Source organism: Kitasatospora purpeofusca, assembly GCF_042691725.1.
Lineage (GTDB): Bacteria > Actinomycetota > Actinomycetes > Streptomycetales > Streptomycetaceae > Kitasatospora > Kitasatospora purpeofusca_B.
Window position 1 is genome coordinate 4048709 of the sequence record NZ_CP170483.1, and the last position, 26984, is coordinate 4075692.

25 protein-coding genes are annotated in these 26984 nt (G+C 72.2%); 5 read left to right on the plus strand and 20 right to left on the minus strand.

All coding sequences use genetic code 11. The annotated features are described in order from the left end of the window. Window positions 1-984, plus strand: coding sequence for an ABC transporter ATP-binding protein (locus tag ACFCLZ_RS17030; RefSeq protein WP_380285748.1), 984 nt, complete (start codon window positions 1-3; stop codon window positions 982-984). Further along, window positions 971-1855 carry an ABC transporter permease gene (locus tag ACFCLZ_RS17035; protein WP_380285749.1) on the plus strand — a complete coding sequence of 295 codons (885 nt, stop codon included), beginning with the start codon at window positions 971-973 and terminating at the stop codon, window positions 1853-1855. The genes ACFCLZ_RS17030 and ACFCLZ_RS17035 overlap by 14 nt, the downstream gene beginning before the upstream one ends. Here the strand turns inward: ACFCLZ_RS17035 and rarD are convergent. Both rarD and ACFCLZ_RS17045 read right to left on the minus strand, forming a co-directional pair. Beyond that, complete coding sequence (gene rarD, locus ACFCLZ_RS17040) at window positions 1845-2831, minus strand: EamA family transporter RarD (protein ID WP_380285750.1); 987 nt, start codon at window positions 2829-2831, stop codon at window positions 1845-1847. The two genes, ACFCLZ_RS17035 and rarD, sit on opposite strands and share 11 nt — an antisense overlap. A 168-nt stretch (window positions 2832-2999) precedes the next feature. After that, a complete protein-coding gene (locus ACFCLZ_RS17045) occupies window positions 3000-3851 on the minus strand; it encodes an SDR family oxidoreductase (RefSeq protein ID WP_380285751.1) in 852 nt (283 codons plus the stop codon). A 106-nt stretch (window positions 3852-3957) separates the two neighbouring features. Here ACFCLZ_RS17045 and ACFCLZ_RS17050 point away from each other — a divergent pair, with 106 nt between their 5' ends. Continuing rightward, the gene (locus tag ACFCLZ_RS17050; protein ID WP_380285752.1) at window positions 3958-4383 is read left to right on the plus strand and encodes a winged helix-turn-helix transcriptional regulator; all 426 of its coding nucleotides are present in this window, start codon (window positions 3958-3960) and stop codon (window positions 4381-4383) included. On the opposite strand, the gene ACFCLZ_RS17055 is transcribed toward ACFCLZ_RS17050, so the two are convergent. Beyond that, window positions 4380-5168 (minus strand): TetR/AcrR family transcriptional regulator, encoded by a 789-nt coding sequence (locus tag ACFCLZ_RS17055; protein ID WP_380285754.1) that lies wholly within the window; start codon window positions 5166-5168, stop codon window positions 4380-4382. The two genes, ACFCLZ_RS17050 and ACFCLZ_RS17055, sit on opposite strands and share 4 nt — an antisense overlap. A 56-nt stretch (window positions 5169-5224) precedes the next feature. Between ACFCLZ_RS17055 and ACFCLZ_RS17060 the strand changes: the two genes are divergently transcribed. Together ACFCLZ_RS17060 and ACFCLZ_RS17065 are read left to right on the plus strand one after the other, a co-directional pair. After that, window positions 5225-5425 carry a DUF6011 domain-containing protein gene (locus ACFCLZ_RS17060; RefSeq protein WP_380285755.1) on the plus strand — a complete coding sequence of 67 codons (201 nt, stop codon included), beginning with the start codon at window positions 5225-5227 and terminating at the stop codon, window positions 5423-5425. A gap of 100 nt (window positions 5426-5525) precedes the next feature. Then, a complete protein-coding gene (locus ACFCLZ_RS17065) occupies window positions 5526-5912 on the plus strand; it encodes a VOC family protein (RefSeq protein ID WP_380285756.1) in 387 nt (128 codons plus the stop codon). 69 nt (window positions 5913-5981) lie between these two features. Here the strand turns inward: ACFCLZ_RS17065 and ACFCLZ_RS17070 are convergent, their stop codons facing one another. The 17 genes from ACFCLZ_RS17070 to ACFCLZ_RS17150 all read right to left on the minus strand — a co-directional run bounded on the left by ACFCLZ_RS17070 (window position 5982) and on the right by ACFCLZ_RS17150 (window position 26942). Continuing rightward, entirely contained in the window at window positions 5982-7034 is a 1053-nt protein-coding gene (locus ACFCLZ_RS17070; RefSeq protein ID WP_380285757.1) for a 2-oxoacid:ferredoxin oxidoreductase subunit beta, read from the minus strand. Beyond that, the gene (locus tag ACFCLZ_RS17075) at window positions 7031-9010 is read right to left on the minus strand and encodes a 2-oxoacid:acceptor oxidoreductase subunit alpha (protein ID WP_380285758.1); all 1980 of its coding nucleotides are present in this window, start codon (window positions 9008-9010) and stop codon (window positions 7031-7033) included. The genes ACFCLZ_RS17070 and ACFCLZ_RS17075 overlap by 4 nt, the downstream gene beginning before the upstream one ends. Window positions 9011-9244: 234 nt before the next feature. Next, entirely contained in the window at window positions 9245-9907 is a 663-nt protein-coding gene (locus ACFCLZ_RS17080) for a LuxR C-terminal-related transcriptional regulator (protein WP_380285759.1), read from the minus strand. 122 nt (window positions 9908-10029) lie between these two features. Continuing rightward, the gene (locus ACFCLZ_RS17085; protein WP_380285760.1) at window positions 10030-11040 is read right to left on the minus strand and encodes a polyprenyl synthetase family protein; all 1011 of its coding nucleotides are present in this window, start codon (window positions 11038-11040) and stop codon (window positions 10030-10032) included. A gap of 255 nt (window positions 11041-11295) precedes the next feature. Beyond that, window positions 11296-12933: an NADH-quinone oxidoreductase subunit NuoN gene (gene nuoN / locus ACFCLZ_RS17090; protein ID WP_380285761.1), complete on the minus strand. Its 1638-nt coding sequence runs from the start codon at window positions 12931-12933 to the stop codon at window positions 11296-11298. Then, a complete protein-coding gene (locus ACFCLZ_RS17095) occupies window positions 12930-14594 on the minus strand; it encodes an NADH-quinone oxidoreductase subunit M (protein WP_380285762.1) in 1665 nt (554 codons plus the stop codon). The genes nuoN and ACFCLZ_RS17095 overlap by 4 nt, the downstream gene beginning before the upstream one ends. 37 nt (window positions 14595-14631) lie before the next feature. Then, window positions 14632-16527 carry an NADH-quinone oxidoreductase subunit L gene (nuoL, locus tag ACFCLZ_RS17100; RefSeq protein ID WP_380285764.1) on the minus strand — a complete coding sequence of 632 codons (1896 nt, stop codon included), beginning with the start codon at window positions 16525-16527 and terminating at the stop codon, window positions 14632-14634. Between the two features lie 13 nt (window positions 16528-16540). After that, window positions 16541-16840, minus strand: a complete 300-nt coding sequence (gene nuoK / locus ACFCLZ_RS17105; RefSeq protein WP_030300898.1) for an NADH-quinone oxidoreductase subunit NuoK — start codon at window positions 16838-16840, stop codon at window positions 16541-16543. Further along, window positions 16837-17763, minus strand: a complete 927-nt coding sequence (locus tag ACFCLZ_RS17110; RefSeq protein WP_380285765.1) for an NADH-quinone oxidoreductase subunit J — start codon at window positions 17761-17763, stop codon at window positions 16837-16839. Before ACFCLZ_RS17110 ends, nuoK begins: the two co-directional genes overlap by 4 nt. Then, complete coding sequence (nuoI, locus tag ACFCLZ_RS17115) at window positions 17760-18368, minus strand: NADH-quinone oxidoreductase subunit NuoI (RefSeq protein WP_380285766.1); 609 nt, start codon at window positions 18366-18368, stop codon at window positions 17760-17762. The genes ACFCLZ_RS17110 and nuoI overlap by 4 nt, the downstream gene beginning before the upstream one ends. Window positions 18369-18374: 6 nt before the next feature. Next, complete coding sequence (nuoH, locus tag ACFCLZ_RS17120) at window positions 18375-19733, minus strand: NADH-quinone oxidoreductase subunit NuoH (RefSeq protein WP_380285767.1); 1359 nt, start codon at window positions 19731-19733, stop codon at window positions 18375-18377. After that, window positions 19730-22213, minus strand: a complete 2484-nt coding sequence (locus tag ACFCLZ_RS17125; protein WP_380285768.1) for an NADH-quinone oxidoreductase subunit G — start codon at window positions 22211-22213, stop codon at window positions 19730-19732. The genes nuoH and ACFCLZ_RS17125 overlap by 4 nt, the downstream gene beginning before the upstream one ends. Continuing rightward, on the minus strand, window positions 22210-23571 hold the full coding sequence (gene nuoF / locus ACFCLZ_RS17130) for an NADH-quinone oxidoreductase subunit NuoF (RefSeq protein WP_380285769.1): 1362 nt from the start codon (window positions 23569-23571) through the stop codon (window positions 22210-22212). Before nuoF ends, ACFCLZ_RS17125 begins: the two co-directional genes overlap by 4 nt. After that, a complete protein-coding gene (nuoE, locus tag ACFCLZ_RS17135) occupies window positions 23571-24326 on the minus strand; it encodes an NADH-quinone oxidoreductase subunit NuoE (RefSeq protein WP_380285770.1) in 756 nt (251 codons plus the stop codon). Before nuoE ends, nuoF begins: the two co-directional genes overlap by 1 nt. Continuing rightward, entirely contained in the window at window positions 24323-25678 is a 1356-nt protein-coding gene (locus tag ACFCLZ_RS17140; protein WP_380285771.1) for an NADH-quinone oxidoreductase subunit D, read from the minus strand. The genes nuoE and ACFCLZ_RS17140 overlap by 4 nt, the downstream gene beginning before the upstream one ends. After that, window positions 25678-26391, minus strand: coding sequence for an NADH-quinone oxidoreductase subunit C (locus tag ACFCLZ_RS17145; RefSeq protein WP_380285772.1), 714 nt, complete (start codon window positions 26389-26391; stop codon window positions 25678-25680). Before ACFCLZ_RS17145 ends, ACFCLZ_RS17140 begins: the two co-directional genes overlap by 1 nt. Then, window positions 26388-26942: an NADH-quinone oxidoreductase subunit B family protein gene (locus tag ACFCLZ_RS17150; protein ID WP_030300882.1), complete on the minus strand. Its 555-nt coding sequence runs from the start codon at window positions 26940-26942 to the stop codon at window positions 26388-26390. Before ACFCLZ_RS17150 ends, ACFCLZ_RS17145 begins: the two co-directional genes overlap by 4 nt. Window positions 26943-26984: the final 42 nt, after the last annotated feature.

Consider the following 26984-nt stretch of genomic DNA (forward strand, 5'->3'; position numbering starts at 1 on the left):
GTGGCGCGCCCGGCCCCCGGTGCCGCTTCGCCCTCCCGCCCGTCCGACGACGTGATCAGGACCAGGGGTCTGACCAAGCGGTTCCGCGGCGGCCAGGTCGCCGTGGACGGGCTGGACCTGAGCGTCCCCCGGGGTTCGGTCTTCGGCTTCCTCGGCCCCAACGGCTCCGGCAAGACCACCACCATCCGGATGCTGATGGGCCTGATCGCCCCCAGCGCCGGGGTGGCGACGGTGCTGGGCGAGCCGATGCCCCAGTCGGTGGCCTCGGCGCTGCCCCGGGTCGGCGCCCTGATCGAGGGGCCGGCGCTGTACGGCTTCCTCTCCGGCCGGGACAACCTGACCCGGTTCGACGCCGCCGACCCGACGTCCGATCCGCGCACCCGCAAGCGCCGGGTCGCCGAGGCTCTGGACCGGGTCGGTCTGGCGGCCGCGGCCGGCAAGAAGGCCCGGGCCTACTCGCTGGGCATGAAGCAGCGGCTCGGCCTGGCCTCGGCGCTGCTCCAGCCGCGCGAGCTGCTCGTCCTGGACGAGCCCACCAACGGCCTGGACCCGCAGGGCATGCGGGAGATCCGGGCGCTGGTCCGGGAGGTCGCGGCCGAGGGGACCACGGTCTTCCTGTCCTCGCACCTGCTGGACGAGATCGAGCAGGTCTGCACCCACGCCGCGGTGATGTCGCGCGGCCGGCTGGTGGTGCAGGGCACCGTCGCCGAGCTGGCCGCCCGGGCCCGGGGCCGGCTGGTGGTGCGGACCCCCGACACCCACCGGGCCGGCGAGGTGCTGCTCGCCCACAAGGTCACCGAGGTCCGGATCGGCGACGACCGGGTGGACGGCGACGTCGGCGCCCTGGCCGAGGACGCGGTGCCCGGGCTCTGCGCGGCGCTCGTCGCGGCCGACGTGCGGGTCCACGGTTTCGGCGTGGAGCGGGGCACATTGGAGGACGCCTTCGTGGCGCTGACCGGGGAGGGCTTCGATGTCGCGGGCTGAGGCGGTGCCGGCGGTCGCGGCCGCGGCGCCCGGGCGGCGGCCGCAGACGGCGGCCGGGTTCCTGGCGCTGTTCCGCAACGAGCTGCTGCTGACCTTCCGCCGGATGCGGACGATCGTGCTGCTGGGGATCCTGGCGGTGCTGCCGGTGCTGATCGGCGTGGTGGTGCGGATCGAGACGGACGGGCCGCGCGGCGGCGAGGGCCCGGCGTTCATCGCCCAGGTCACCCAGAACGGCCTGTTCCTGGTGTTCACGGCGCTCGCGGTGGCATTGCCGGTCTTCCTGCCGATGACGGTCGGCGTGGTCGCCGGGGACTCGGTGGCGGGCGAGGCGGCCACCGGCACCCTGCGCTACCTGCTGGTGGCGCCGGCCGGGCGGACCAGGCTGCTGGCCGCCAAGTTCACCGCCGGGCTGGCGTTCTGCCTGGCGGCGACGGTGACCGTCGCGCTGGCGGCGGTGATCGCCGGAACGGCGCTGTTCCCGGTCGGCGACGTCACGCTGATCTCCGGCGAGACCATCGGCCTCGGCTCGGCCCTGCTGCGGGCGGTGCTGGTGGCCGCCGTGGTGGCCGCCTCGCTGGCCGGGCTGGTCGCGATCGGGCTGTTCGTCTCGACGCTCACCGGCAGCGGCATCGCGGCGATGGCGGCCACCGTCGGCCTGGTGATCACGGTGCAGATCCTGGACAGCTTCCCGCAGCTGCACGCGATCCAGCCGTTCCTCTTCACCCACCACTGGCTCAGCTTCGGCGACCTGCTGCGGGAGCCGATGTACTGGGACGGGGTGCTGGACAACCTCGGGCTGCAGGCCGCCTACGTGGCCGTGTTCGGCTCGGCGGCCTGGTCCCGGTTCACCGCGCGGGACATCACCGCCTGACCGGCACCGCGTCGGCGGGGGCCGCGTCGGCGCCCGCAGCGGCGGCCGTCCGGGCCCGGACGGCCGCCCGGTCGGCCCGGACCCGTCGCAGCGCGTCCCAGGTGAGCACCGCGAGCGCCGCCCAGACCAGGGCGAAGCCGGCCCAGCGGGCGGGCGGCATCGACTCGTGGAAGATCGCGATGCCGATCAGGAACTGGAACACCGGCGCCAGGTACTGGAGCAGGCCGAGCATGCTCAGCGGCACCCGGACGGCGGCCGCGCCGAAGAACAGCAGCGGGACGGCGGTGATCACGCCGCTGAGCACCAGCAGCCCGGTGTGCCCCCAGCCGTACTCGCCGGCCACGGTGTGCCCGAAGGTGGCGCGGCCGGAGACCTCCAGGTAGACCAGGTAGCCGAGCGCGAAGGGGAACATGAAGGCGCTCTCGGCGGCCAGGCTCTCCAGCCCGCTCAGGCCGACCGTCTTCTTCAGCAGTCCGTAGGTGGCGAAGGAGAGGGCCAGGGTCAGCGCGATCCACGGCAGCCGCCCGTAGCCGGCGGTCAGCACCGCCACGGCGAGGGCGCCGATGCCCACCGCCACCCACTGGGCGGTGCGCAGCCGCTCCTTGAGCACCAGCACGCCGAAGGCGATGGTGACCAGCGGGTTGATGAAGTAGCCGAGGCTGGTCTCCACCACGTGCCCGGCGTTGACGCCCCAGATGTAGACGCCCCAGTTGATTGAGATGACGGTGGCGGCGGCGCCCAGCATGGCGAGCCGGCGGGGCTGGCGCAGCAGCGGGCGGATCCAGCCCCAGTGCCGCTGGACGATCAGCAGCAGCACCACCGCGACCAGCGACCAGACCATCCGGTTGGCCAGGATGTCGTCCGCGGCGCCGGGCTCCAGCAGCGGCCAGAAGAGCGGGAACAGGCCCCATATGCCGTAGGCCGCGAAGCCGTACCAGAGGCCGCGCCCGGCCTCCTGCTGGGTTGTCTCTGGCATGGGCCGTCCGCTCCTCCGCGCGCGCGAGTGTCGAGCCGACGGTAGCGGGCACGGCCGCACCTGTCATCTCCGTATTCGGTTTTTGGTCATGACATTGCCGGATGGACGCGAACGGCGCCGCCCGCGGCGGGTGCCGCGAACGACGCCGGAGCGCTCTCGGACCGGGGCTCAGGCGCCCAGCGCCTCCCGCACGCTCCGCGCCAGCGGGACGGTCGGGCGGCCGATCAGCCGGGCCAGGTCGCCCGGGGTGCCGGCCAGCTCGCCGCGCGCGATGCCGGCGTCGACGTCGACCAGGATCTCCGCGAAGCCCTCCGGCAGGCCGGCGCCGACCAGGATCCGCAGGTGCTCCTCCGGCGCCACCTCGTGGAAGGCGACCGGCCTGCCCGAGGCCAGGGCCAGCTCGGCGGCCAGCTCCGGCAGGCTCCAGGCGGCGTCGCCGCTCAGCTCGTACACCGCGCTCTCGTGGCCCTCACCGGTGAGCACGGCCACCGCGGCGTCGGCGTAGTCCCGGCGCGGGGCGGTGGCGATCCGGCCGTCCTGGCCGGCGCTGCCGACCACCGCGCCGCGCTCGACCGTGCCGGCCGCGTCGCCGAGGTAGTTCTCGGTGTACCAGCCGTTGCGGAGCAGGGCGAAGGGCAGCCCGGACTCGCGGATGACCGCCTCGGTGGCCTTGTGCTCGTCGGCCAGCTTGAAGGTGGCCACGCCGGGCGCACTCGTGTACGCCAGCAGCGAGACCCCGGCGGCGCGCGCCGCCTCGACGACGGCGGTGTGCTGCGGCACCCGGCTGCCGATCTCGCTGCCCGAGATGAGCAGCACCTTGTCGCCGGCGGCGAAGGCGCCCGCCAGGCTCTCCGGGCGGCTGTAGTCGGCCACCCGGACGGTCACGCCGCGCTCGGCGAGGTCGGCGGCCTTCCCGGCGGAGCGGACGACCACCGCCACCTCGCTCGCGGGGACCTTGGCCAGCAGGCCGTCCACGACGAGGCGGCCGAGCTGTCCGGTGGCTCCGGTGACGACGTACATGGTGCTGCTCCCTGGGGTGGTTGTCCGTTGAACTTTCGGCTTCGGAACTCACCCTAGGGGTGGCACTAACCTTTCGTAAGTACGCACTTCAAAGTAGGGTACTGACATGCAGGTAATGAACTCCGCGTCCCCGGCGCCCGCGGCGGGCCCCGACGCCCCGGCCCGCCCACTGCCCCTGCCCGACGTCTTCGACCGGATGTGCCCGTCCCGGGGCGTCCTGGAGCACGTCACCAGCCGCTGGGGCGTGCTGGTACTGGGCGCGCTGCACGAGCGCGGCTACCGGTTCAGCGAGCTGCGCCGCCGGATCACCGGGGTGAGCGAGAAGATGCTCGCCCAGACGCTGCAGACGCTGGAGCGCGACGGCTTCGTGCTGCGCGAGGCCCACCCGGTCATCCCGCCCCGGGTCGACTACAGCCTGACCCCGCTCGGCCGGGAGGCCGCCCGGCTGGTCGCCGAGCTGGCGCACTGGACCGAGGTGCGCGTCGCCGCGGTGCAGGCCGCGCGCGACGAGTACGACGCCCGGGGCCGCTAACGCCCCCCGGCTTCGGCGCGGCGCCGCTCGACGAGGGCCGCCAGGCCGTCCAGCACCCGGGCCAGGCCGAAGGCGTACGCGTGGTCCGGGTCGTACGCGCCACCGTGCGCCTCGCCGGCGGCGGCGCCGACCCGGGCCGCGACGGGGTGGCGCTCAGCGTCGAAGACCCGGGCGAGCAGCTCGGCGTTGGCGGCCCACCACTGGGCGTCGGTCAGCGCGCTCTCCTGCCGCGCGGCGCGCTCGTCCGCCGCCATCCGGGCACAGGTCTCCACGAAGCCCAGCAGATGGGTGAGCGCGGCGTCCAGCTCGACGTCCGGCAGGCCGGCGCCCTCCAGGGCGCGCAGCTCGTACTCGTACTTCGCCATCAGGCCGGGCCCGAGCGGCGGGCGGCTGGTGGCGACCGAAACCGTCCACGGGTGGGCGCGGTGCAGCGCGCGGTTGTCGTCGGCAACCGCGGCGGCCCGGGCCCGCCAGCCGTCGCCGTCCGGGGCGGTGCGGGGCATCGCCGCGTAGACCGTGTCCAGCATCAGGTCGAGCAGTTCGGCCTTGCCGGGCACATAGGTGTAGAGCGCCATCGGCGACACCCCGAGCTCCTGGGCGACCCGCCGCATGGTCACGGCGTCCACCCCCTCGGCGTCCGCGATCGCGATCGCGGCGGCGGCGATCTCCGCCGGGGACTTCGCCTGTCGGGGCCCGCGCCGGCCGGGCTTCTCCTGCGCCGACAGGCCCCAGAGCAGCGCGAGCGTGCGCGCCGGGTCCCCGGCGCTGCTGCGGTCACTGGCCATGGACCCGATCCTTTCACGTCGGCCCCCTCGCGTCGGCCCGCCGGTACGGTCGGGCCATGACCGCCGCCGACCCCGACCCGCTGCCGGGCACCGCCACCCCCGAGGCCGTCCGCCCCCGGGTGACCTGCCGCCGCTGCCACCGCCCGCTGCACGACCCGGAGTCGCGCATCCTGCGCCTCGGCCCCGAATGCCGCGACCCGTCCGAGCGGGTGCCCCGCCACGAGGTCGACCAGGACCCCCTGCCCGGACTCGACTGACCCGATCACGCCGTGTGACCGGGATCACTGTGCCCAGATTCTCCGTACTATGTATAGTGTACTGCGTACGGGATAACCGTCGACGAAAGGGTCATCGGGCATGCAGATCACTTCCTCCGCCGTTTCGCTCACCGTCGAGGACATCGAGGCGTCCGCGTCGTTCCTGCGGCAGCACTTCGGGTTCGCCGAGCAGATGTCGGCGGACGGGTTCGTCTCGCTCGGGCACGACAGCGCCGGGATGAACGTCGTCCTCCTGCGGCGCGGGATCGAGGTCCTCCCGGAGGGCTTCCGCGACCAGGTCGCCGCCGGGCTGATCCTGGCCTTCGTGGTCGCCGACGTGGCCGCCGAGGAGGCACGGCTGCGGGCCGCCGGCGTGGAGATCACCATGCCGCTGCGCGAGGAGCCGTGGGGCGAGAGGCTCTTCCAGGTCACCGACCCGAACGGGGTCGTGGTCCAGCTGGTGGAGTGGGCCGGGCAGCAGCAGTAGCGACACAACGGCGGCGCCCCCGGCCGGGAAGGGCCGGGGGCGCCGCCGTGTCCGCCGAAGTGGCCGGGCTCAGTCGACCGTCCAGGTGTCACCGCCGGTGAGCAGCGCGCCCAGGTCGCCCTCACCGCGGTCGGCGGCGGCGGTGGCCAGCTGGTCGGCCATCAGCTCGTCGTACACCGGGCGGCGGACGTCGCGCAGCACGCCGATCGGGGTGTGGTGCAGGGTGTCCGCGTCGGCGATCCGGGAGAGCGCGAACGCCGTCGCCGGGCCGGCCGCGTGGGCGTCGTGGACCAGTACGGCCGACTCGTTCTCCGCCGTGACGGCGTCGACGAACAGCTCGCCGTCGGCGCCCCGGAAGACGCCCTGGGCGCGGTCCGCGCCGAAGCGGACCGGCTGCCCGTGCTCCAGCCGGATCAGCGCCTCGTCCCGGGTGTCGGCGTCCTTCAGCACCTCGAACGCGCCGTCGTTGAAGATGTTGCAGTTCTGGTAGATCTCGACCAGCGCCGTCCCCTCGTGCTCGGCCGCCGCCCGCAGCACCGTCTGGAGGTGCCGGCGGTCGGAGTCGATGGTCCGGGCGACGAAGGTGGCCTCCGCGCCGATGGCCAGCGAGAGCGGGTTGAACGGGGCGTCCAGCGAGCCCATCGGCGTGGACTTGGTGATCTTCCCGACCTCGCTGGTCGGCGAGTACTGGCCCTTGGTCAGGCCGTAGATACGGTTGTTGAACAGCAGGATCTTCAGATTCACATTGCGGCGCAGCGCGTGGATCAGATGGTTGCCGCCGATCGACAGCGCGTCGCCGTCCCCGGTCACCACCCAGACGCTGAGGTCGCGCCGGGAGGTCGCCAGCCCGGTGGCGATCGCCGGGGCGCGGCCGTGGATCGAGTGCATCCCGTAGGTGTTCATGTAGTAGGGGAACCGGGACGAGCAGCCGATGCCCGAGACGAAGACGGTGTTCTCCCGTCTGATCCCCAGTTCCGGCATGAAGGCCTGCACCGCGGCCAGGATCGCGTAGTCACCGCAGCCCGGACACCAGCGCACCTCCTGGTCGGTCTTGAACTCCTTGGCGCTCTGCGGCGCCTCGGCCTTCGGGACCAGCTGCAACGAGCGGAACTGCTCGCTCATCGGTTGTCCTCCTCGTCCAGGGCGCCGATCGCCGCCCACAGCACGTCCGCCAACTGCGCCGCCTTGAACGGCAGGCCGCGCACCTGGTTGTAGGACTCCGCGTCCACCAGGTACCTGGCGCGCAGCAGCAGCGCCAGCTGGCCGAGGTTCATCTCGGGCACGACGACCTTGTCGTAACTCCGCAGCACCGTCCCGAGATCGGCCGGGAACGGATTGAGGTGGCGTAGGTGCGCCTGGGCGATCCGGCCACCGTCCGCCCGCACCCGGCGGACCGCCGCGGTGATCGGGCCGTACGTCGAACCCCAGCCGAGCACCAGGACCCGGGCCTCGCCGTCGGGGTCGTCGACCCCCGTGTCGGGCACCGCGATGCCGTCCACCTTGGCCTGCCGGGTGCGGACCATGAGGTCGTGGTTGGCCGGGTCGTAGGAGATGTTGCCGGTGCCGTCCTGCTTCTCGATGCCGCCGATCCGGTGCTCCAGGCCGGGCGTGCCGGGCAGCGCCCACGGGCGGGCGAGCGTCCGGGGATCGCGCTGGTAGGGCCAGAACTCGCCGTCCTCCCGGTTCGGCGCGGTCGCGAAGTCCGGTTCGATCGCGGGCAGTTCGTCGACCGCCGGGATCCGCCAGGGCTCCGAGCCGTTGGCCAGGTAGCCGTCCGAGAGCAGGAAGACCGGGGTGCGGTAGGTGACCGCGATCCGGGCCGCCTCCAGCGCCGCGTCGAAGCACTCGGCCGGGGTGGCCGGGGCCACGATCGGCACCGGGGCCTCGCCGTTGCGGCCGAACATCGCCTGCAGCAGGTCGGCCTGCTCGGTCTTGGTGGGCAGGCCGGTGGACGGGCCGCCGCGCTGGATGTCCACGACCAGCAGCGGGAGTTCGAGCGAGACGGCCAGGCCGATGGTCTCGCTCTTGAGCGCCACGCCGGGGCCGGAGGTGGTGGTCACGCCGAGCGCGCCGCCGAAGGCCGCGCCGAGCGCCGCGCCGATGCCGGCGATCTCGTCCTCGGCCTGGAAGGTGCGCACGCCGAAGTTCTTGTGCCGGCTGAGCTCGTGCAGGATGTCCGAGGCCGGGGTGATCGGGTAGGAGCCCAGGTAGAGCGGCAGCCCGGAGCGCCGGGAGGCGGCGATCAGGCCGTAGGACAGCGCCAGGTTGCCGGAGATGTTGCGGTAGCGGCCCGGCGGCAGCTTGGCCGGCGGCACCTCGTAGGACACCGCGAAGGTCTCGGTGGTCTCCCCGAAGTTCCAACCGGCCCGGAAGGCGCTGATGTTGGCCTCGGCGATCTGCGGCTTCTTGGCGAACTTGGTGCGCAGGAAGGACTCGGTGCCGTGGGTCGGCCGGTGGTACATCCAGGACAGCAGGCCCAGCGCGAACATGTTCTTGGCCCGCTCGGCGTCCTTGCGGGCGAGCCCGCTGTCCTTGAGCGCCTCCAGGGTCAGCGTGGTGAGCGGCACCTTGTGCAGGTGGAAGCCCTGCAGCGAGCCGTCCCCCAGCGGGTCCGCGCCGTACCCGACCTTGGCCAGCGCGCGCTTGGTGAACTCGTCGGTGTTGACGATGATCTCCGCGCCGCGCGGCAGGTCGGGGAGGTTGGCCTTGAGGGCGGCCGGGTTCATCGCCACCAGGACGTTGGGCGCGTCCCCCGGGGTCAGGATGTCGTGGTCGGCGAAGTGGAGTTGGAAGGACGAGACGCCCGGCAGCGTTCCGGCGGGGGCGCGGATCTCGGCCGGGAAGTTGGGCAGGGTGGAGAGGTCGTTGCCGAAGGACGCCGTCTCCGAGGTGAAGCGGTCACCGGTGAGCTGCATGCCGTCGCCGGAGTCACCGGCGAACCTGATGATCACCCGGTCCAGGCGGCGGATCGGCTTGGCGCCCCGGTGCTGCGGAGCGACCGGCACGACAGGGCCGGAGCGGCCCCCACCGGGCCCGGAGCGGCCCTCGTCGCCGTCCGAGCCGTCCACCGCTTCCGACTGATCGACCTGACTGGTCACTGCCGCGGACCTCCTCGTGGGCACCAGCCGCGGGCGTGAGCCGTGTGCCCCGTCCGCCTGGTGCACCTCTCGCATCCTATGCGGGTAAGGATTGCCTTGGACGGAACTCCCCGATGCGGCGGAAAATCACCGCCGCACCCGAGGAAAACACCGTGGACGACCGGTTTCGGACCCTGGAGCGACCCTTCGGTTCGGACACGAACGCGCTCTTCGAACGGCCCGGCGGCGGGCCGGTCAGGAATTCAGATAAGTAAGCACCGCAAGGACCCGACGGTGGTCCCCGGCGCTCTGCGAGAGGCCCAGCTTGAGGAAGATGTTGCTGACGTGCTTCTCCACCGCGCCCTCCGAGACCACCAGCTGCTTGGCCACCGCGGTGTTGGTCCGGCCCTCCGCCATCAGCCCCAGCACCTCGCGCTCGCGCGGGGTCAGCCTGGCCAGCACATCGCCCTTGCGGCTGCGGCTCAGCAGCTGCTGGACGACCTCCGGGTCCAGCGCGGTGCCGCCCTCGGCGACCCGGACCACCGCGTCCACGAACTCGCGGACCTCGGCCACCCGGTCCTTCAGCAGGTAGCCGACGCCACGGGTGGAACCGGCCAGCAGTTCGGAGGCGTAGCGCTCCTCGACGAACTGCGACAGCACCAGCACGCCGAGCCCCGGGTAGAGGCCGCGCAGGGTGACGCAGGCGCGCAGGCCCTCGTCGGTGTGGGAGGGGGGCATCCGCACGTCGGAGACCACCACATCGGGCAGCGTGCCGCCGGCGGCCAGGTCGTGGATCGTCTTGATCAGCGCTTCACCGTCCCCGACGCCGGCCACGACCTCCAGGCCGCGGTCGGTGAGCAGCCGGGTCAGGCCCTCCCGCAGCAGTACGGAGTCCTCGGCAATGACGACGCGAAGCATGGCGGCCTTCCGGGTGGGCGGTGCGGACACGGTGCTGACGGGTGTCAGTCTCCCCCATCCGCGCAGCCCTCGGGGCCGCGGGCGGCAATTCGCCGCGCCCGCCCCGGGCGGGCCGCCCGCCGTCACATGGTGCGGATGGCCACCGAGTCGCAGAGCGCCTGCAGCGCCTCCTTGGCCGGGCCGTCCGGGAGCGGGTCCAGCATCGCGCGGGCCTCCTCGGCGTGCCGCAGGGTCTCCCGGCGGGCGTGCTCCAGCGCCGGGTGGCGGCGCAGCAGCCGCAGCGCCTCGGCGTGCAGTTCGTCGTCGGAGAGGTCCTTGCGGAGCAGCTCGCGCAGCCGGGCGTCCGCCGGGTCGGCCGGGTCGGCGGGCGTCTGGCGCAGCAGCAGGGTCGGCAGCGTCTCCACGCCCTCGCGCAGGTCGGTGCCGGGGGTCTTGCCGGACTCGTGGCCGTCGCTGGCGATGTCCAGGACGTCGTCGGCCAGCTGGAAGGCGATGCCGATCCGCTCGCCGAAGGAGCTGAGGATGTCGATCACCCACGGCTCGGCGCCGGCCGCCAGCGCTCCTATCCGGCAGGAGACGGCGATCAGCGAGCCGGTCTTGCCGGCCAGCACGTTCAGGTAGTGGTCGAGCGGGTCGTCCTCGGGGCCGGGGCCGGCGGTCTCCAGGATCTGGCCGGTGACCAGCCGCTCGAACGCGTCGGCCTGCAGCCGGACGGCCTCCGGGCCGAGGTCGGCGAGCACCTGGGAGGCGCGGGAGAACAGGAAGTCGCCGGTCAGGATGGCGACCGAGTTGTCCCAGCGCGAGTTGGCGCTGGGGGCGCCGCGTCTCACCGGGGCCTCGTCCATGACGTCGTCGTGGTAGAGCGTGGCGAGGTGGGTGAGCTCCACGACGACGGCGGCCGGGACCACCCCGGGCGCGTTGGCGTCGCCGAACTGGGCGGCGAGCAGCACCAGCAGCGGGCGGAAGCGCTTGCCGCCGGCCTCCATCAGATGGCTGGCGGTGACGGTGATGAACGGGACGTCACTCTTCACGGCGTCGGTGAGCGCGATTTCCACCGCGTCCATCCCGGCCTGGACGTCGCGGGTCAGATCGCGGTCCTGCACGCTGAGCCCAAAGGGTCCCACGACGGTCACGAAGACCACTCCTCTGTCCCTGGTCGATCTAGCGGCCCGGTCCCTGAGTGCCGCCGCTGGCCATACAGGCAGGGTATCCGGTCGCGAGTGGATCACTGCACGGGCGTGCGGCTCCGTCATGCCCGAGGCGTCCCCGCTGGCCAGCGCGGATACCCCGACGACCGTCCGGGCCACGCCGGCGGGCGCGACCCGGACGGTCGGGGGAGCGGTGGTCCCGGCCGCCGCGGGGCGGTCGGCCGGGCCGTCGGCGGGCGGTCAGCCGACGAAGAACACGGCCTTCGAGGCGAGGTCCAGGAAGTACTGCGGCAGCACTCCGAGGCCCACCGTCACCACGACGCCGACGCCGATCGCGGTCGCCGTGAAGCCGCTCGGGATGGCCACGGTCGGGCCGCCCGGCTGCGGGTCGGAGAAGAACATCAGCACGATGACCCGGATGTAGAAGAACGCCGCGACCGCCGAACTGAGCACGCCCACGATCACCAGCGGGGTGGCCCCGCCGGCCGCCGCGGCCTGGAACACCGCGAACTTCCCGGTGAACCCGGAGGTCAGCGGGATGCCCGCGAAGGCCAGCAGGAAGAGCGCGAAGACCGCCGCGACCAGCGGGGAGCGCCGGCCCAGGCCCGCCCAGCTGGACAGGTGGGTGGCCTCGCCCTTGGAGTCGCGCACCAGGGTGACCACGGCGAACGCGCCGAGCGTCACGAAGGAGTACGCCAGCAGGTAGAACAGCACCGAGCCGACGCCCTGCCGGTTGCTGGCGATCACGCCGGTGAGGATGAAGCCGGCGTGCGCGATCGAGGAGTAGGCGAGCAGCCGCTTGACGTCCTGCTGGGTGACGGCGAGGACCGCGCCGACCACCATGGTGAGGATCGCCACACCCCAGAGCACCGGCCGCCAGTCCAGCCGCAGGGCCGGGAAGGCCACGTAGAACAGCCGCAGCACGGCGCCGAACGCGGCCACCTTGGTCGCCGCCGCCATGAAGCCGGTGACCGGGGTCGGCGCGCCCTGGTAGACGTCCGGGGTCCAGGCGTGGAACGGCACCGCGCCGACCTTGAAGAGCAGGCCGACCGCCAGCATCGCCAGGCCCACCAGCAGCAGGGCGTCGTTCTGGGTCGAGGAGACCAGCGCCGGGGTGAGCAGCGCGTTGCCGGAGATGACGTCGGCGATCTCGCCGAGCCGCACGCTGCCCGCGAAGCCGTACAGCAGCGCGGTGCCGAACAGGAAGAACGCCGAGGCGAAGGCGCCGAGCAGGAAGTACTTGACCGCCGCCTCCTGGGAGAGCAGCCGGCGGCGCCGGGCCAGCGCGCAGAGCAGGTAGAGCGGGAGGGAGAAGACCTCCAGCGCCACGAACATGGTCAGCAGGTCGTTGGCGGCCGGGAACAGCAGCATCCCGCCGACCGCGAACATGGTGAGCGGGAAGACCTCGCTCGTGGTGAAGCCGGCCCGGATCGCGCCGCGCTCCTGCTCGCCGCCGGGGGTGGCGGAGGCCTGGGCGGCGAACGCGTCGGCCGGCGCTCCCCCGGCCTTGGGCTCCAGCCGGCGCTCGGCGTAGGTCAGCACCGCGACCACCGCGACCAGCAGGATGACGCCCTGGAGGAAGAGCGTCGGACCGTCCAGGGCGACCGAGCCCATCGCGACCGCGTCGACCTTGGTGGTGCCGTAGCCCTGGGCGGCGAGCACCAGGACGGCGACGAACGCGCCGGCCAGGCCGGTCAGCGCGGTCACCACCTGGGCCCAGTGCCGAAGCCGCCGGGGCAGGAAGGCCTCCAGCAGGACGCCGGTCACGGCGGCGCCGAACACCACCAGCATCGGCGAGAGTTGGCCGTACTCGATGTGCGGTACGGGGATGCTCTGGGTGCCGCCGCCGGTGGCGGCGAACCATCCGCTGCTGCTCACTTGTGCTCACCTCCTGAGCGGGCGGTCCCGTCCTGGTCGGTCCCGTGGTCGGCGGCGACCGGGTGGGCCGGTGCCGGGTCGGTCTGGTGGATCTGCGAGAGGGTCGCGTCCACCGAGGGGTTGACGAGGTCGGTGAGCGGCTTCGGGTAGACGCCGAGCAGCACGGTCAGCGCCACCAGCGGGGCCACCACGACGAGTTCGCGGGTCTTGAGGTCCGTGATGCCGCTGACGCCCTCCTTGACCGGGCCGGTCATGGTGCGCTGGTAGAGCAGCAGGGCGTACAGCGCGGCGAGCACGATGCCGAGGGTGGCGACGATGCCGATCGCGGGGTACCGGGTGAAGGTGCCGACCAGGACGAGGAACTCGCTGACGAAGGGCGCCAGTCCGGGCAGCGACAGGGTGGCCAGGCCGCCGATGAGGAAGGTGCCGGCGAGCACCGGGGCGACCTTCTGCACGCCGCCGTAGTCGGCGATCAGCCGGGAGCCGCGGCGGGAGATCAAGAAGCCGGCCACCAGCATCCACGCGGCGGTGGAGATGCCGTGGTTGACCATGTAGAGGGTGGCTCCGCTCTGGCCCTGGCTGGTCAGCGCGAAGATGCCCATGATGATGAAGCCGAAGTGCGAGATCGAGGCGTAGGCCACCAGCCGCTTGATGTCCTTCTGGCCGATGGCCAGCAGCGCGCCGTAGATGATCCCGATCACCGAGAGGACCAGGATCGCCGGGGCGAAGGTCTTCGAGGCGTCCGGGAACAGCCCGAGGCAGAAGCGGAGCATCGCGAAGGTGCCGACCTTGTCGACCACGGCGGTGATCAGTACGGCGGTGCCGGCGGTGGCCTCGCCCATCGCGTTCGGCAGCCAGGTGTGCAGCGGCCAGAGCGGGGCCTTGACCGCGAAGGCGAAGAAGAAGCCGAGGAACAGCGCCTTCTCGGCGGTGCCGCTGAACCGCAGCCGGCCGTCGGCGACCGCGCCGGTGAGCGTCTGGAGGTCGAAGGTGGCCAGGCCCTGGTCCTGCGCGATCACGTACAGGCCGATCACGGCGGCCAGCATGACCAGGCCGCCGAGCAGGTTGTACAGCAGGAACTTGACCGCCGCGTAGGAGCGCTGACGGGCCGACTCGGGGCCGCCCGCCCGGTCGCCGAAGCCGCCGATGAGGAAGTACATCGGGATCAGCATGGCTTCGAAGAACACGTAGAAGACGAAGACGTCGGTGGCGTAGAAGGAGACGATCACCATCGCCTCCACCGCCAGGACCAGGGCGAAGAAGCCCTGGGTGCGGCGCCGCGCCTCAAAGGTGTTGGGGTCGGACGTCCCCTGCGGCGCCGGGGCGACCGGGTCGGCGTCGTGCCAGGAGGCGAGCAGCACCACCGGCACCAGCACGGCGGTGAGCAGGGCGAGGACGGCGCCGATGCCGTCCACGCCGAGCGCGAAGGTGATGCCGAAGGAGCGGATCCAGCTGTAGGACTCGGTCAGCTGGTAGCGCGCGCCGTCCGGGTCGAACCGCACGGCGACCACGGCCGCCAGGGCCAGGGTGGCGGCGGAGAAGGCCAGTGCCGCGGTCTTCGCGGCCCGCCGCCGGCCCTCGGTGGTCCCGGCCGGCAGGGCGGCGGTGACCACCGCCCCGGCCGCCGGAACCGCGCAGGTGGCGGTGAGGAGGACGCTCATGCCCCGGCCTCCTGACGGTGTGTGTGATGGGGAATCATCAGACGGACCTCATCAGGAGAGTCGTGGCGACCAGCACCAGCGTGCCGCCGAACATGGAGAGCGCGTACGAGCGGACGTAGCCGTTCTGGATCCGTCGCAGCCGGCTGGAGACGCCGCCGATGGTGGCGGCCAGGCCGTTGACGAAGCCGTCCAGGCCGCGGCTGTCGAAGTACACCAGGGTGGCGGTGAGCGCCGAGCCGGGGCGGACCAGGACGGCGTGGTTGAGGTCGTCCTGGAGGAGGTCGCGGCGGGCGGCCCGGGTGAGCGGGGAGCCGTAGGGCGGCACCACCGGGACGGCGGAACGGCCGTACATCAGGTAGGAGAGCGCGACGCCGACCACCATGCAGGCGCTGGTGAGCAGGGTCACCACCAGCGGGGCGAGCGGGGAGTTCCCCTCCTCGTGGCCGGTGACCGGCTCCAGCCAGTGGAGGAAGGAGCTGTTGAACGCGAACAGCCCGCCCGCGAACACCGAGCCGAACGCCAGCACGATCATCGGAACCGTCATGGTGCGCGGCGACTCGTGCGGGTGCGGGTCGTTGCCCTGGGCGTCCGGCTGCCAGCGCTTCTCGCCGAAGAAGGTCAGGATCATCACCCGGGTCATGTAGAACGCGGTGACCGCGGCGCCGGTCAGGGTGCACAGGCCGAGGATCCAGCCCTCGGTGCCGCCCTTGGCGAACGCCGCCTCGATGATCTTGTCCTTGGAGAAGAAGCCGGACAGGCCCGGGAAGCCGATGATGGCCAGGTAGCCGAGGCCGAAGGTGATGAAGGTGACCCGCATATGCTTCCACAGGCCGCCGTAGTGACGCATGTTCACCTCGTCGTTCATGCCGTGCATGACCGACCCGGCGCCGAGGAACAGTCCGGCCTTGAAGAAGCCGTGGGTCACCAGGTGCATGATCGCGAAGGCGTAGCCGATCGGGCCGAGGCCGGCCGCGAGGATCATGTAGCCGATCTGCGACATGGTCGAGCCGGCCAGCGCCTTCTTGATGTCGTCCTTGGCGCAACCGACGATCGCACCGAACAGCAGGGTGACCGCGCCGACCACCACGACGGCGGTCTGGGCGTCCGGCGCCAGGTTGAAGATCGCCCCGGAGCGGGTGATCAGGTAGACGCCGGCGGTGACCATGGTGGCCGCGTGGATCAGCGCGGAGACCGGGGTCGGGCCCTCCATCGCGTCCCCGAGCCAGGACTGCAGCGGCACCTGCGCGGACTTGCCGCAGGCGGCGAGCAGCAGCATCAGGCCGATCGCGGTCAGCTTGCCCTCGCTCGCCTCGCCGGCGTTGGCGAAGACCGGCTCGAAGGCGAAGGAGCCGAACTCGACGAACATCAGCATGATCGCGATGGACAGGCCCAGGTCGCCGACGCGGTTGACGATGAACGCCTTCTTGGCGGCCGTCGCGGCGCTCGGCTTGTGCTGCCAGAAGCCGATCAGCAGGTACGAGGCGAGGCCCACGCCCTCCCAGCCGAAGTACAGCAGCAGGTAGTTGTCGGCGACCACCAGCAGCAGCATCGCCGCCAGGAAGAGGTTCAGATAGGCGAAGAAGCGGCGCCGGCGCTCGTCGTGCGCCATGTAGCCCACCGAGTAGAGGTGGATGAGCGTGCCCACGCCGGTGATCAGCAGGACGAAGGTCATCGAGAGCTGGTCGAGCTGGAACGAGATGTCGGCCTGGAAGCCGTTCACCGGGATCCAGCTGAACAGGTGCTCGGTGACGGCGCGTTCCTCGGCGTCCCGCCCCAGCATGGAGGAGAACAGCGCGAGGCCGAAGCCGAAGGACAGTGCGGCGAGCGCGGTGGCCAGCCAGTGGCCGAACCGGTCGAAGGCCCGGCCGCCGAGCAGCAGCAGGGCGGCGCCGGCCAGCGGGGCCGCGACCAGCAGCGGAATGAGAGAGTTCACCGAGGTCCTCCGCCTACAGCTTCATCAGGTTGCTGTCGTCGACCGAGGCGGAGTGCCTGGTCCGGAAGATCGAGACGATGATCGCGAGGCCGACCACGACCTCGGCCGCCGCGACCACCATGGTGAAGAACGCGATGATCTGGCCGTCCAGGTTGCCGTGCATCCGGGAGAAGGTGACCAGCGCCAGATTGGAGGCGTTGAGCATCAGTTCGACACACATGAACAGGACGATCGCGTTCCGCCGGATCAGGACGCCGGAGGCGCCGATGGTGAACAACAGGGCGGAGAGATAGAGGTAGTTGACCGGATTCACTCCGCCCCCTCCTCGTCGTGGTCGGACGCCGGGCGGTTCGCCGGCGCCTTGTGGCGGGCGGCCACCGGCTCGAGTGCCTGGCGCGGGCCGGTCACCGGCGGGCGCTCGGACGGCGGGCGGCCCAGCCAGTCGGCGGTGCTGGACTCCAGCTCGGCCATCCGGGCCAGCATCTCCTGGCTGACGTCGCGGATCTGGCCGCGCTCGCGCAGGGTCGCCATGACCGAGTCCTCGGCGATCGTGCCGTCCGGCAGCAGGCCCGGGATGTCCACCGCGTTGTGCCGGGCGTAGACGCCGGGCGCGGGCATCGGCGGGACCTGGAGGTTGTCCGCGACCCGCTGGGCGGCCAGCTCGCGCTGGGTCTTCGGGGCCTTCACGTGCTCGCGGTGGGTCAGCACCATGGCGCCGATCGCGGCCGTGATCAGCAGCGCACCGGTGACCTCGAAGGCCCAGACGTACTTGGTGAAGATCAGCCGGGCCAGGCCCTGGACGTTGCCCTCGGCGTTGGCCTCGCCGAGGCCCGTGAAGGTGTCCAGCCTGGCGTTGGCGATCCCGGCGACCAGCAGCACCCCGAAGCCGAGGCCGCAGACCACGGCGGCGAACCGCTGGCCCTTCAGCTGCTCCTTCAGCGAGTCCGCGCTGGTCACACCGACCAGCATCACCACGAACAGGAAGAGCATCATGATCGCGCCGGTGTAGACGACGATCTGCACCACGCCCAGGAACACCGCGCCCTGGGCCATGTAACAGACCGCCAGGGCGAGCATGGTGGCGGCCAGGCAGAGCGCGCTGTGCACCGCCTTCTTCATCAGCAGCATGCCGAGGGCGCCGCCGACGGCGATCACCGCGAGCACCCAGAACTGGACGGCCTCGCCGGTGGAGGTCGCGCCGGTGACGGCGGCGAGGGTGGCGGGGGCGGCGGTCACGACTGCGCCTCCTTCTCCCGGTCGGTGCGCTCCTGGCGCTCGGTGCCCGGCGCCGCGGCGGTGATCTCGCCCCGGTAGTACGCGCCCTCGTCGACGCCCGGGAAGATCGCGTGCGGGGTGTCGACCATGCCCTCGGAGAGGCCGACCAGCAGCTGCTCCTTGGTGAAGATGAGGTCCTTGCGGGAGGAGTCCGCGAGCTCGTACTCGTTGGTCATGGTGAGCGCCCGGGTCGGGCAGGCCTCGATGCACAGGCCGCACAGGATGCAGCGGGCGTAGTTGATCTGGTACACCGCGCCGTAGCGCTCACCGGGCGAGTAGCGCTCCTCCTCCCGGTTGTCCGCGCCCTCGACGTAGATGGCGTCGGCCGGGCAGGCCCAGGCGCACAGCTCGCAGCCGACGCACTTCTCCAGGCCGTCCGGGTGCCGGTTGAGCTGGTGGCGGCCGTGGAAGCGCGGGGCGGTGGGCTTCTTCTGCTCCGGGTACTGCTCGGTGAGCCGCTTCTTGAACATGGCCTTGAAGGTCACGCCGAAGCCGGCGGCCGGTCCGAGGATGGACGGCTTCTCGGCCCGCTCGGGCCGGTCGGTCCGGGGGTTGTCGGACGACATCTCGGTTCAGCTCCCTTCGGAATGGTCGGCCCCGTTGAGGGCGTCCTGGAGTTGCTTCGGGGCGCGGCTGGGCCGGCGCGGGACCGGCGGGAGCTGCTGGCCGGGCAGCGGCGGCACCGGGTAGCCGCCGGCCGTCGGGTCGAACTCGCCGCTCGGCGCGCCGTCCTCGGTCTCCGGCCGGCGCTTCACGACGTCCCGCAGCAGGCCGAGCAGCAGCAGCGCGCCGACCGGGGCGCCGACGTACAGCACCACCTCGCCGAAGCCGTAGCCCTCGTTGCGCAGGGCCCGGACCGAGGCCACCATCACCAGCCAGACCAGCGAGACCGGGATGAGCACCTTCCAGCCGAGCTTCATGAACTGGTCGTAGCGGAACCGGGGCAGGGTGCCGCGCAGCCAGATGAAGAAGAACAGCAGCAGCTGGATCTTGAGGACGATCCAGAGCATCGGCCACCAGCCGTGGTTGGCGCCCTCCCAGAAGGTGGAGACCGGCCAGGGGGCCCGCCAGCCGCCCAGGAACAGGGTGGAGGCGACGGCCGAGACGGTGACCATGTTGACGTACTCGGCCAGCATGAACATCGCGAACTTCAGCGAGGAGTACTCGGTGTTGAAGCCGCCGACCAGTTCGCCCTCGGCCTCCGGGAGGTCGAAGGGCGCGCGGTTGGTCTCGCCGACCATCGCCACGATGTAGACGATGAACGACACCGGCAGCAGCACCGCGAACCAGGTCGGCTGCTGCGAGGAGACGATCTCCGAGGTGGACATCGAGCCGGAGTAGATGAACACCGCCGCGAAGGACAGGCCCATCGCGATCTCGTAGCTGATCATCTGGGCCGAGGAGCGCAGGCCGCCGAGCAGCGGGTAGGTCGAGCCGGAGGACCAGCCGGCCAGCACGATGCCGTAGATGCCGACCGAGGCGGTGGCCAGGATGTACAGCAGCGCCACCGGGAAGTCGGTCAGCTGCATCGGCGTCCGGGTGCCGAAGATCGAGATCTCGTTGCCGGCCGGGCCGAACGGGATCACCGCGAAGGCCATGAACGCCGGGATCGCGCAGACGATCGGGGCCAGGATGTAGACCGCCTTGTCGGCGCCCTTGACCACCAGGTCTTCCTTGAGCGCCAGCTTCACGCCGTCGGCCAGCGACTGCAGCAGGCCCCAGGGGCCGTGCCGGTTGGGCCCGATGCGCAGCTGCATCCAGGCCACCACCTTGCGCTCCCAGACGATCGCCACGAGCACCGTGCCGACCAGGAAGGCGAAGCAGAACACCGCCTTGAGCAGGACCAGCCACCAGGGGTCGCGGCCGAAGAAGCCGAGCGTCTCGTACGCGGCGAGGTCGTACCCGGCGAGCGGGTGCGAGGTGGGGTTCACTTCTCCTCCTCGTCGGGCTCGACGCCCTGGGCCGGGGCGATGGTGACCAGGTGGCCGATGGTGGTGCCGAGCGTGCGGTGGGCGCCGCCCGGGGTGGAGTTGAGCGGGATCCAGACCGTGCGGTCGGGCATCTCCTTGCTGATCTCCAGCGGCAGGGTGACCGAGCCGGCCGGGCCGGTCAGCCGCAGCGCGGGGGCGCCCGTGGCGCCGATCTCCTCGGCGGTGGTCGGCGAGATCCGGGCGAGGGCGCGGTGCCGGGTGCCGGCCAGGTGCGGGTCGCCCTGCTGGAGCGAGCCGCGGTCGAGCAGCAGGCGCCAGCCGGCCAGCACCGCCTGGCCGGTGGCCGGGCGGGGCAGCAGGCCGGGGTGGGCGGCCGGGGCGGCCGGGCGCTCGCCGGCCCAGGGCGCGAACCGGTCCAGCTCCAGCCGGGCGGCGCGGACGTCGGGCAGGCCGAGCCGGTGGCCCAGCGCGTCGGCGAGCATGTTCAGCACCCGCAGGTCCGGGTGCAGGTGACGGCCCATCTGCTGGTCCGGCTTGAGCGCGGCCTCGAACATCCGCACCCGGCCCTCCCAGTCCAGGAAGGTGCCGGCCTTCTCGGCGACCGCGGCCACCGGCAGCACCACGTCGGCGTGCGCGGTGACGGCGGACGGGCGCAGCTCCAGCGAGACCACGAACGGGACGGCGGCCAGCGCCTCCTCGGCCCGCGCCGGGTCGGCCAGGTCCTCCGGATCGAGGCCGCCGACCAGCAGTGCGTCGAGTTCGCCGCGGGCGGCGGCCGCGAGGATCTCCCCGGTGTCCCGGCCGGGGCCCTCGGGCAGGCCCGGCACGCCCCAGGCGGCGGCGGCCTCGGCCCGGGCGGCCGGGACGGTGACCGGGCGGCCGCCCGGCAGCAGGCCGGGCAGCGCGCCCGCCTCGACCGCGCCGCGCTCGCCGGCCCGCCGGGGGATCCAGGCGAGCCGGGCGCCGGTGGCGTGTGCCAGCCGCAGCGCGGCGGTGAGCGCGCCCGGTGCGGCGGCGGCCCGCTCGCCGACCAGGATCACCGCGCCGGGGGTGCGGAGCAGTCCGGCGGCGCGCCCGGCGTCGTCGTTGAGCGGCTCGTCGGCGGCGAGCGCGGCCAGCCACTCGGCCTCGGTGCCGGGGGCGGCGGGCAGCAGCGCCCCGTGCAGCTTGGCCAGGCCCCGGGAGGCGTGTGCGGCGATCGAGAAGACCGTGAGCCCTCGGTCGCGGTCGGCCTTGCGCAGCCGCAGGAAGACGATCGGCGACTCCTCCTCGGGCTCCAGGGCCACCAGCAGCGCCACCGGCGCGGCCTCCAGGTCCTGGTAGGTCACGCCCTCGCCGGTGATGTCCACGCCCTGCCCGGCGACCGCGGCGGCCAGGAAGTCCGCCTCCTCGGCGCTGTGCGGGCGGGCCCGGAAGTCCACGTCGTTGGTGCCGAGCACCACCCGGGCGAACTTGGCGTAGGCGTAGGCGTCCTCGACGGTGACCCGGCCGCCGGTGAGCACGCCGGTGCGGACCCCGCGCAGCCCCTCGGCCGCCCGGGCCAGCGCCTCCGGCCAGGAGGCGGTGACGAGTTCGCCGTCCCGCCGGACCAGCGGGGCGGTGATCCGGTCGCGCTGCTGGGCGTAGCGGAAGGCGAACCGCCCCTTGTCGCAGTTCCACTCCTCGTTGACCGCCGGGTCCTCGCCGGCCAGCCGGCGCAGCACCTTGCCGCGGCGGTGGTCGGTGCGCTGGGCGCAGCCGGACGAGCAGTGCTCGCAGACGCTCGGCGAGGAGACCAGGTCGAACGGGCGGGAGCGGAAGCGGTAGGCCGCCGAGGTGAGGGCGCCGACCGGGCAGATCTGGATGGTGTTGCCGGAGAAGTACGACTCGAAGTCGTCGCCCTCGCCGGTGCCGACCTGCTGCAGGGCGCCGCGCTCGACCAGGTCGATGAACGGGTCGCCGGCGATCTGCTGGGAGAACCGGGTGCAGCGGGCGCAGAGCACGCAGCGCTCCCGGTCCAGCAGCACCTGGCTGCTGATCGGCAGGGGCTTCTCGTAGGTGCGCTTCATCCCCTCGAAGCGGGAGTCCGCGTCCCCGGTGGCCATCGCCTGGTTCTGCAGCGGGCACTCGCCGCCCTTGTCGCAGACCGGGCAGTCCAGCGGGTGGTTGATCAGCAGCAGCTCCATCACGCCGCGCTGGGCCTTCTCGGCGACCGGCGAGCTGAGCTGGGTGCGGACCACCATGCCCTCGGCGACCGGGATGGTGCACGAGGCGACCGGCTTGCGCTGGCCCTCGATCTCGACGATGCACTGCCGGCAGGCGCCGGCCGGGTCGAGCAGCGGGTGGTCGCAGAAGCGCGGGATCTGGGTGCCGATCTGCTCGGCGGCCCGGATCACCAGCGTCCCCTTGGGGACCTGCACTTCGACGCCGTCGATGGTGAGCGTGACCAGCTCGACCGCGGCCTGGCCGCCCTTGGAGGTGGAGGGTTCTGTGATCGTCACGCGTGCACCTCCCTTTCGGTGGCGGACTGGTGGCCGGGGCGGGGGCCGTCGGCCCAGACAGTGGAGGCGGCCGGGTCGAACGGGCAGCGGCGCTCGACGAGGTGCTGCTCGTACTCGGCCCGGAAGTGCTGGAGCGAGGAGACGATCGGGCTGGCCGCGCCGTCGCCCAGGGCGCAGAAGGACTTGCCGTTGATGTTGTCGGCGATGTCGAGGAGCTTCTCGAGGTCGCCCTCGGCGCCCTGGCCGGCCTCGATCCGCTTGAGCAGCTGGACCAGCCAGTAGGTGCCCTCGCGGCAGGGGGTGCACTTGCCGCAGGACTCGTGGGCGTAGAACTCGGTCCAGCGGGTCACCGCGCGGACCACGCAGGTCGTCTCGTCGAAGACCTGCAGGGCCTTGGTGCCGAGCATCGAGCCGGCCGCGCCGACGCCCTCGTAGTCGAGCGGGACGTCGAGGTGCTCGTCGGTGAACATCGGGGTGGAGGAGCCGCCCGGGGTCCAGAACTTGAGCCGGTGGCCGGGGCGGATGCCGCCGCTGATGTCGAGCAGCTGGCGCAGGGTGATGCCGAGCGGGGCCTCGTACTGGCCGGGGTTGGTGACGTGGCCGGAGAGCGAGTAGAGCGTGAAACCGGGGGACTTCTCGGTGCCCAGGCCCTTGAACCAGTCCTTGCCCCGGGCCAGGATCGGCGGCACCGAGGCGATCGACTCGACGTTGTTGACCACGGTCGGGCAGGCGTAGAGGCCGGCGATGGCCGGGAACGGCGGGCGCAGCCTCGGCTGGCCGCGGCGCCCCTCCAGCGAGTCGAGCAGGGCCGTCTCCTCGCCGCAGATGTACGCGCCGGCGCCGGCGTGGACGGTGATGTCCAGGTCGAGGCCGGAGCCGAGGACGTCCCGGCCGAGCAGTCCGGCCTCGTAGGCCTCGGCGACGGCGGCCTGGAGCCGGCGCAGCACCGGCACGACCTCGCCGCGCAGGTAGATGAAGGCGTGGTCGCAGCGGATCGCGTAGGCCGCGATGATCATGCCCTCGATCAGCGAGTGCGGGTTGGCGAACATCAGCGGGATGTCCTTGCAGGTGCCCGGCTCGGACTCGTCCGCGTTGACCACCAGGTAGTGCGGCTTGCCGTCGTTCTGCGGGATGAACTGCCACTTCATGCCGGTGGGGAAGCCGGCGCCGCCGCGGCCGCGCAGGCCGGCGTCCTTGACCAGGGCGATCACGTCGTCCGGGGGCATCGCGAGGGCGGCCCGGAGCCCCTCGTACCCGGCGTGGCGGCGGTAGGTGGCCAGGCTCCAGGGGCGGGTGTCGTCCCAGCAGGCGGAGAGGACGGGGGTGAGCAGCTTCTCGGCCGGCTCGGCGGAGGTCATCACGCTTCACTCCCTTCCTGGCCGGTGCCCGCGTGGCGGGGGGAGACGACGCGGGTGCCGCCGGTGCCGGGCAGGGCCTCGCCGCGGGCCAGCCGCAGGCCGGCCAGCGAGGGGGCGCCGCCGGCGCCGGACTCGTCGACGGCGCCGGGGCGCTCGTCGGGGAAGCCGGCCAGGATCCGGGCGGTCTCCTTGAAGGAGCAGAGCCGGGCGCCCCGGGTGGGGGCGGCCTCGCGGCCCGCGCGCAGGTCGTCGACCAGCCGCTTGGCGCTCTCCGGCGTCTGGTTGTCGAAGAACTCCCAGTTGACCATCACCACGGGCGCGTAGTCGCAGGCCGCGTTGCACTCGATGTGCTCGATGGAGATCCGGCCGTCCTCGGTGGTCTCGTTGTTCGTGATCCCGAGGTGCTCCTGGAGCTCGGCGAAGATCTGGTCGCCGCCGAGCACCGCGCACAGGGTGTTGGTGCAGACCCCGACGTGGTACTCGCCGGCGGGCTGGCGCCGGTACATCGTGTAGAAGGTGGCGACGGCGGTGACCTCGGCGGTGGTGAGCTCCAGCTGCTCCGCGCAGAACCGGATGCCGGTCGGGCTGACGAAGCCCTCCTCGGCCTGCACCAGGTGCAGCAGCGGCAGCAGGGCGGACCGGGCCACCGGGTAGCGGCCGATCAGCTCCGCGGCGTCGGCGGCCAGCCGGGCGTGCACCTCCTCGGGGTACGGCCTGGCCGGCAGCGCCGGCATCCCCAGTTGGACGTCTGTCACCGGTCCACGCCTCCCATCACCGGGTCGATCCCGGCCACCGCGACGATGACGTCGGCCACCTGGCCGCCCTCGCACATCGCCGCCATCGTCTGCAGATTGGTGAACGACGGGTCCCGGAAGTGGACCCGGTACGGGCGGGTCCCGCCGTCGCTGACCACGTGCACGCCCAGCTCGCCCTTGGGCGACTCGACCGCCGCGTAGGCCTGGCCGGCCGGGACCCGGAAGCCCTCGGTGACCAGCTTGAAGTGGTGGATCAGGGCCTCCATGGAGGTGCCCATGATCTTCCGGATGTGGTCGAGGGAGTTGCCCATCCCGTCCGGGCCGACGGCGAGTTGGGCCGGCCAGGCGATCTTCTTGTCGGCCACCATGACCGGGCCGGGACGCAGCCGGTCCAGGCACTGCTCGACGATCCGCAGCGACTGCTTCATCTCCTCCAGGCGGATCAGGAAGCGGCCGTAGGAGTCGGCGCTGTCGGCGATCGCGACCTCGAAGTCGTAGTTCTCGTAGCCGCAGTACGGGTCGGTCTTGCGCAGGTCGTGCGGCAGGCCGGTGGCGCGCAGGATCGGCCCGGTGGCGCCGAGGGCGAGGCAGCCGGGCAGGTCGAGGAAGCCGACGTCGACCAGGCGGGCCTTGAACACCGGGTTGCCGGTGGCGAGTTTGTCGTACTCGTGCATCCGGGAGCGGAAGGTCTTCACGGCCTCGCGGATCTGGTCGACCGCGCCGGGCGGGAAGTCCTGGGCGAGGCCGCCGGGGCGGACGTACGCGTGGTTCATCCGCAGGCCGGTGACCAGTTCGAAGACGTCCAGGATCAGCTCGCGGTCGCGGAAGCCGTAGATCATCAGCGTGGTGGAGCCGATCTCCATGCCGCCGGTGGCCAGGCAGACCAGGTGGGAGGCGATCCGGTTGAGCTCCATCATCAGCACCCGGATGACGTTGGCCCGCTCGGGGACGTCGTCGGTGATGCCGAGCAGCTTCTCGACCGCCAGGCAGTAGGCGGTCTCGTTGAACAGCGGGGTCAGGTAGTCCATGCGGGTCACGAAGGTGGTGCCCTGGACCCAGTTGCGGAACTCCATGTTCTTCTCGATGCCGGTGTGGAGGTAGCCGATGCCGCAGCGGGCCTCCGTCACCGTCTCGCCGTCGATCTCCAGGATCAGCCGCAACACCCCGTGGGTGGAGGGGTGCTGGGGGCCCATGTTGACGATGATGCGCTCGTCGTCGGCCCGGCCGACGGCCTCGACCACCTCGCCCCAGTCACCGCCGGTGACCGTGAAGACCCGGCCCTCGGTGGTGTCCCGGGTGCCCGCCTCGGCGGTGCCGTCCTGGTGCGTCTCCTCGTAGTGCTGGGTGTTCATCAGCTGTACGACCTCCGCTGGTCGGGCGCCGGGATCTGGGCGCCCTTGTACTCGACGGGGATGCCGCCGAGCGGGTAGTCCTTGCGCTGCGGGTGGCCCAGCCAGTCGTCCGGCATCATGATCCGGGTGAGCCCCGGGTGCCCCTCGAAGACCAGGCCGAAGAAGTCGTAGGCCTCGCGCTCGTGCCAGTCGTTGGTCGGGTAGACGCTGACCACGGACGGGATGCGCGGGTCGCTGTCCGGCGCGGTGACCTCCAGCCGGATCAGCCGGCCGTGGGTGATCGAGCGCAGGTGGTAGACCGCGTGCAGTTCGCGGCCCCGGTCGCCCGGGTAGTGCACGCCGCTCACCCCGAGGCAGAGCTCGAAGCGCAGCGCCGGGTCGTCGCGCAGGGTGCGGGCGGTGCGCAGCAGGTGCTCGCGGGCGATGTGGAAGGTGAGCTCGGCGCGGTCGACGACGGTCTTCTCGATCACCTCGGCCGGGTCGAGGCCCTGTTCCTCCAGGGCGCCCTCCAGCTCGTCGGCGACCTCGTCGAACCAGCCGCCGTACGGGCGCTCGGCGGCCGGCGGCAGGGCGATCGGGGCGACCAGCCCGCCGAAGCCGGAGGTGTCGCCGCTGCCCTGGGCGCCGAACATGCCCTGCCGGCGGCCGACCACCTCGACCGGGATCTCGCGGTGCGGGTGCTCGCGGCGGGTCTCGGGTACCTGGTCGTTCATCGCAGCAGCCCCCGCATCTCGCTGACCGGGGTCGCCTGCAGCGCGAGCGCCTCGCCCAGCTCCTCGGCGCGGCGCTTGTTCACGCCGAGCGGCTCGTGCTGGATCTTGTCGTGCAGCTTCAGGATCGCGTCCATCAGCATCTCCGGGCGGGGCGGACAGCCGGGCAGGTAGATGTCCACCGGGACGATGTGGTCGACGCCCTGCACGATCGCGTAGTTGTTGAACATCCCGCCCGAGGAGGCGCAGACGCCCATCGAGATGACCCACTTCGGATTGGCCATCTGGTCGTAGACCTGGCGCAACACGGGCGCCATCTTCTGGCTCACCCGGCCCGCTACGATCATCAGGTCGGCCTGCCGGGGTGAGCCCCGGAACACCTCCATGCCGAACCGGGCCAGGTCGTAGCGGCCCGCACCGGTGGTCATCATCTCGATCGCGCAGCAGGCCAGCCCGAAGGTGGCCGGGAAGAGCGACGCCTTGCGCACCCAGCCGGCGGCCGTCTCCACGGTCGTGAGCAGAAAGCCGCTCGGCAGCTTCTCCTCGATTCCCATCAGATCCCTCTCAATGCCCTCAAGTCCGTTGGCTTGTCCGCA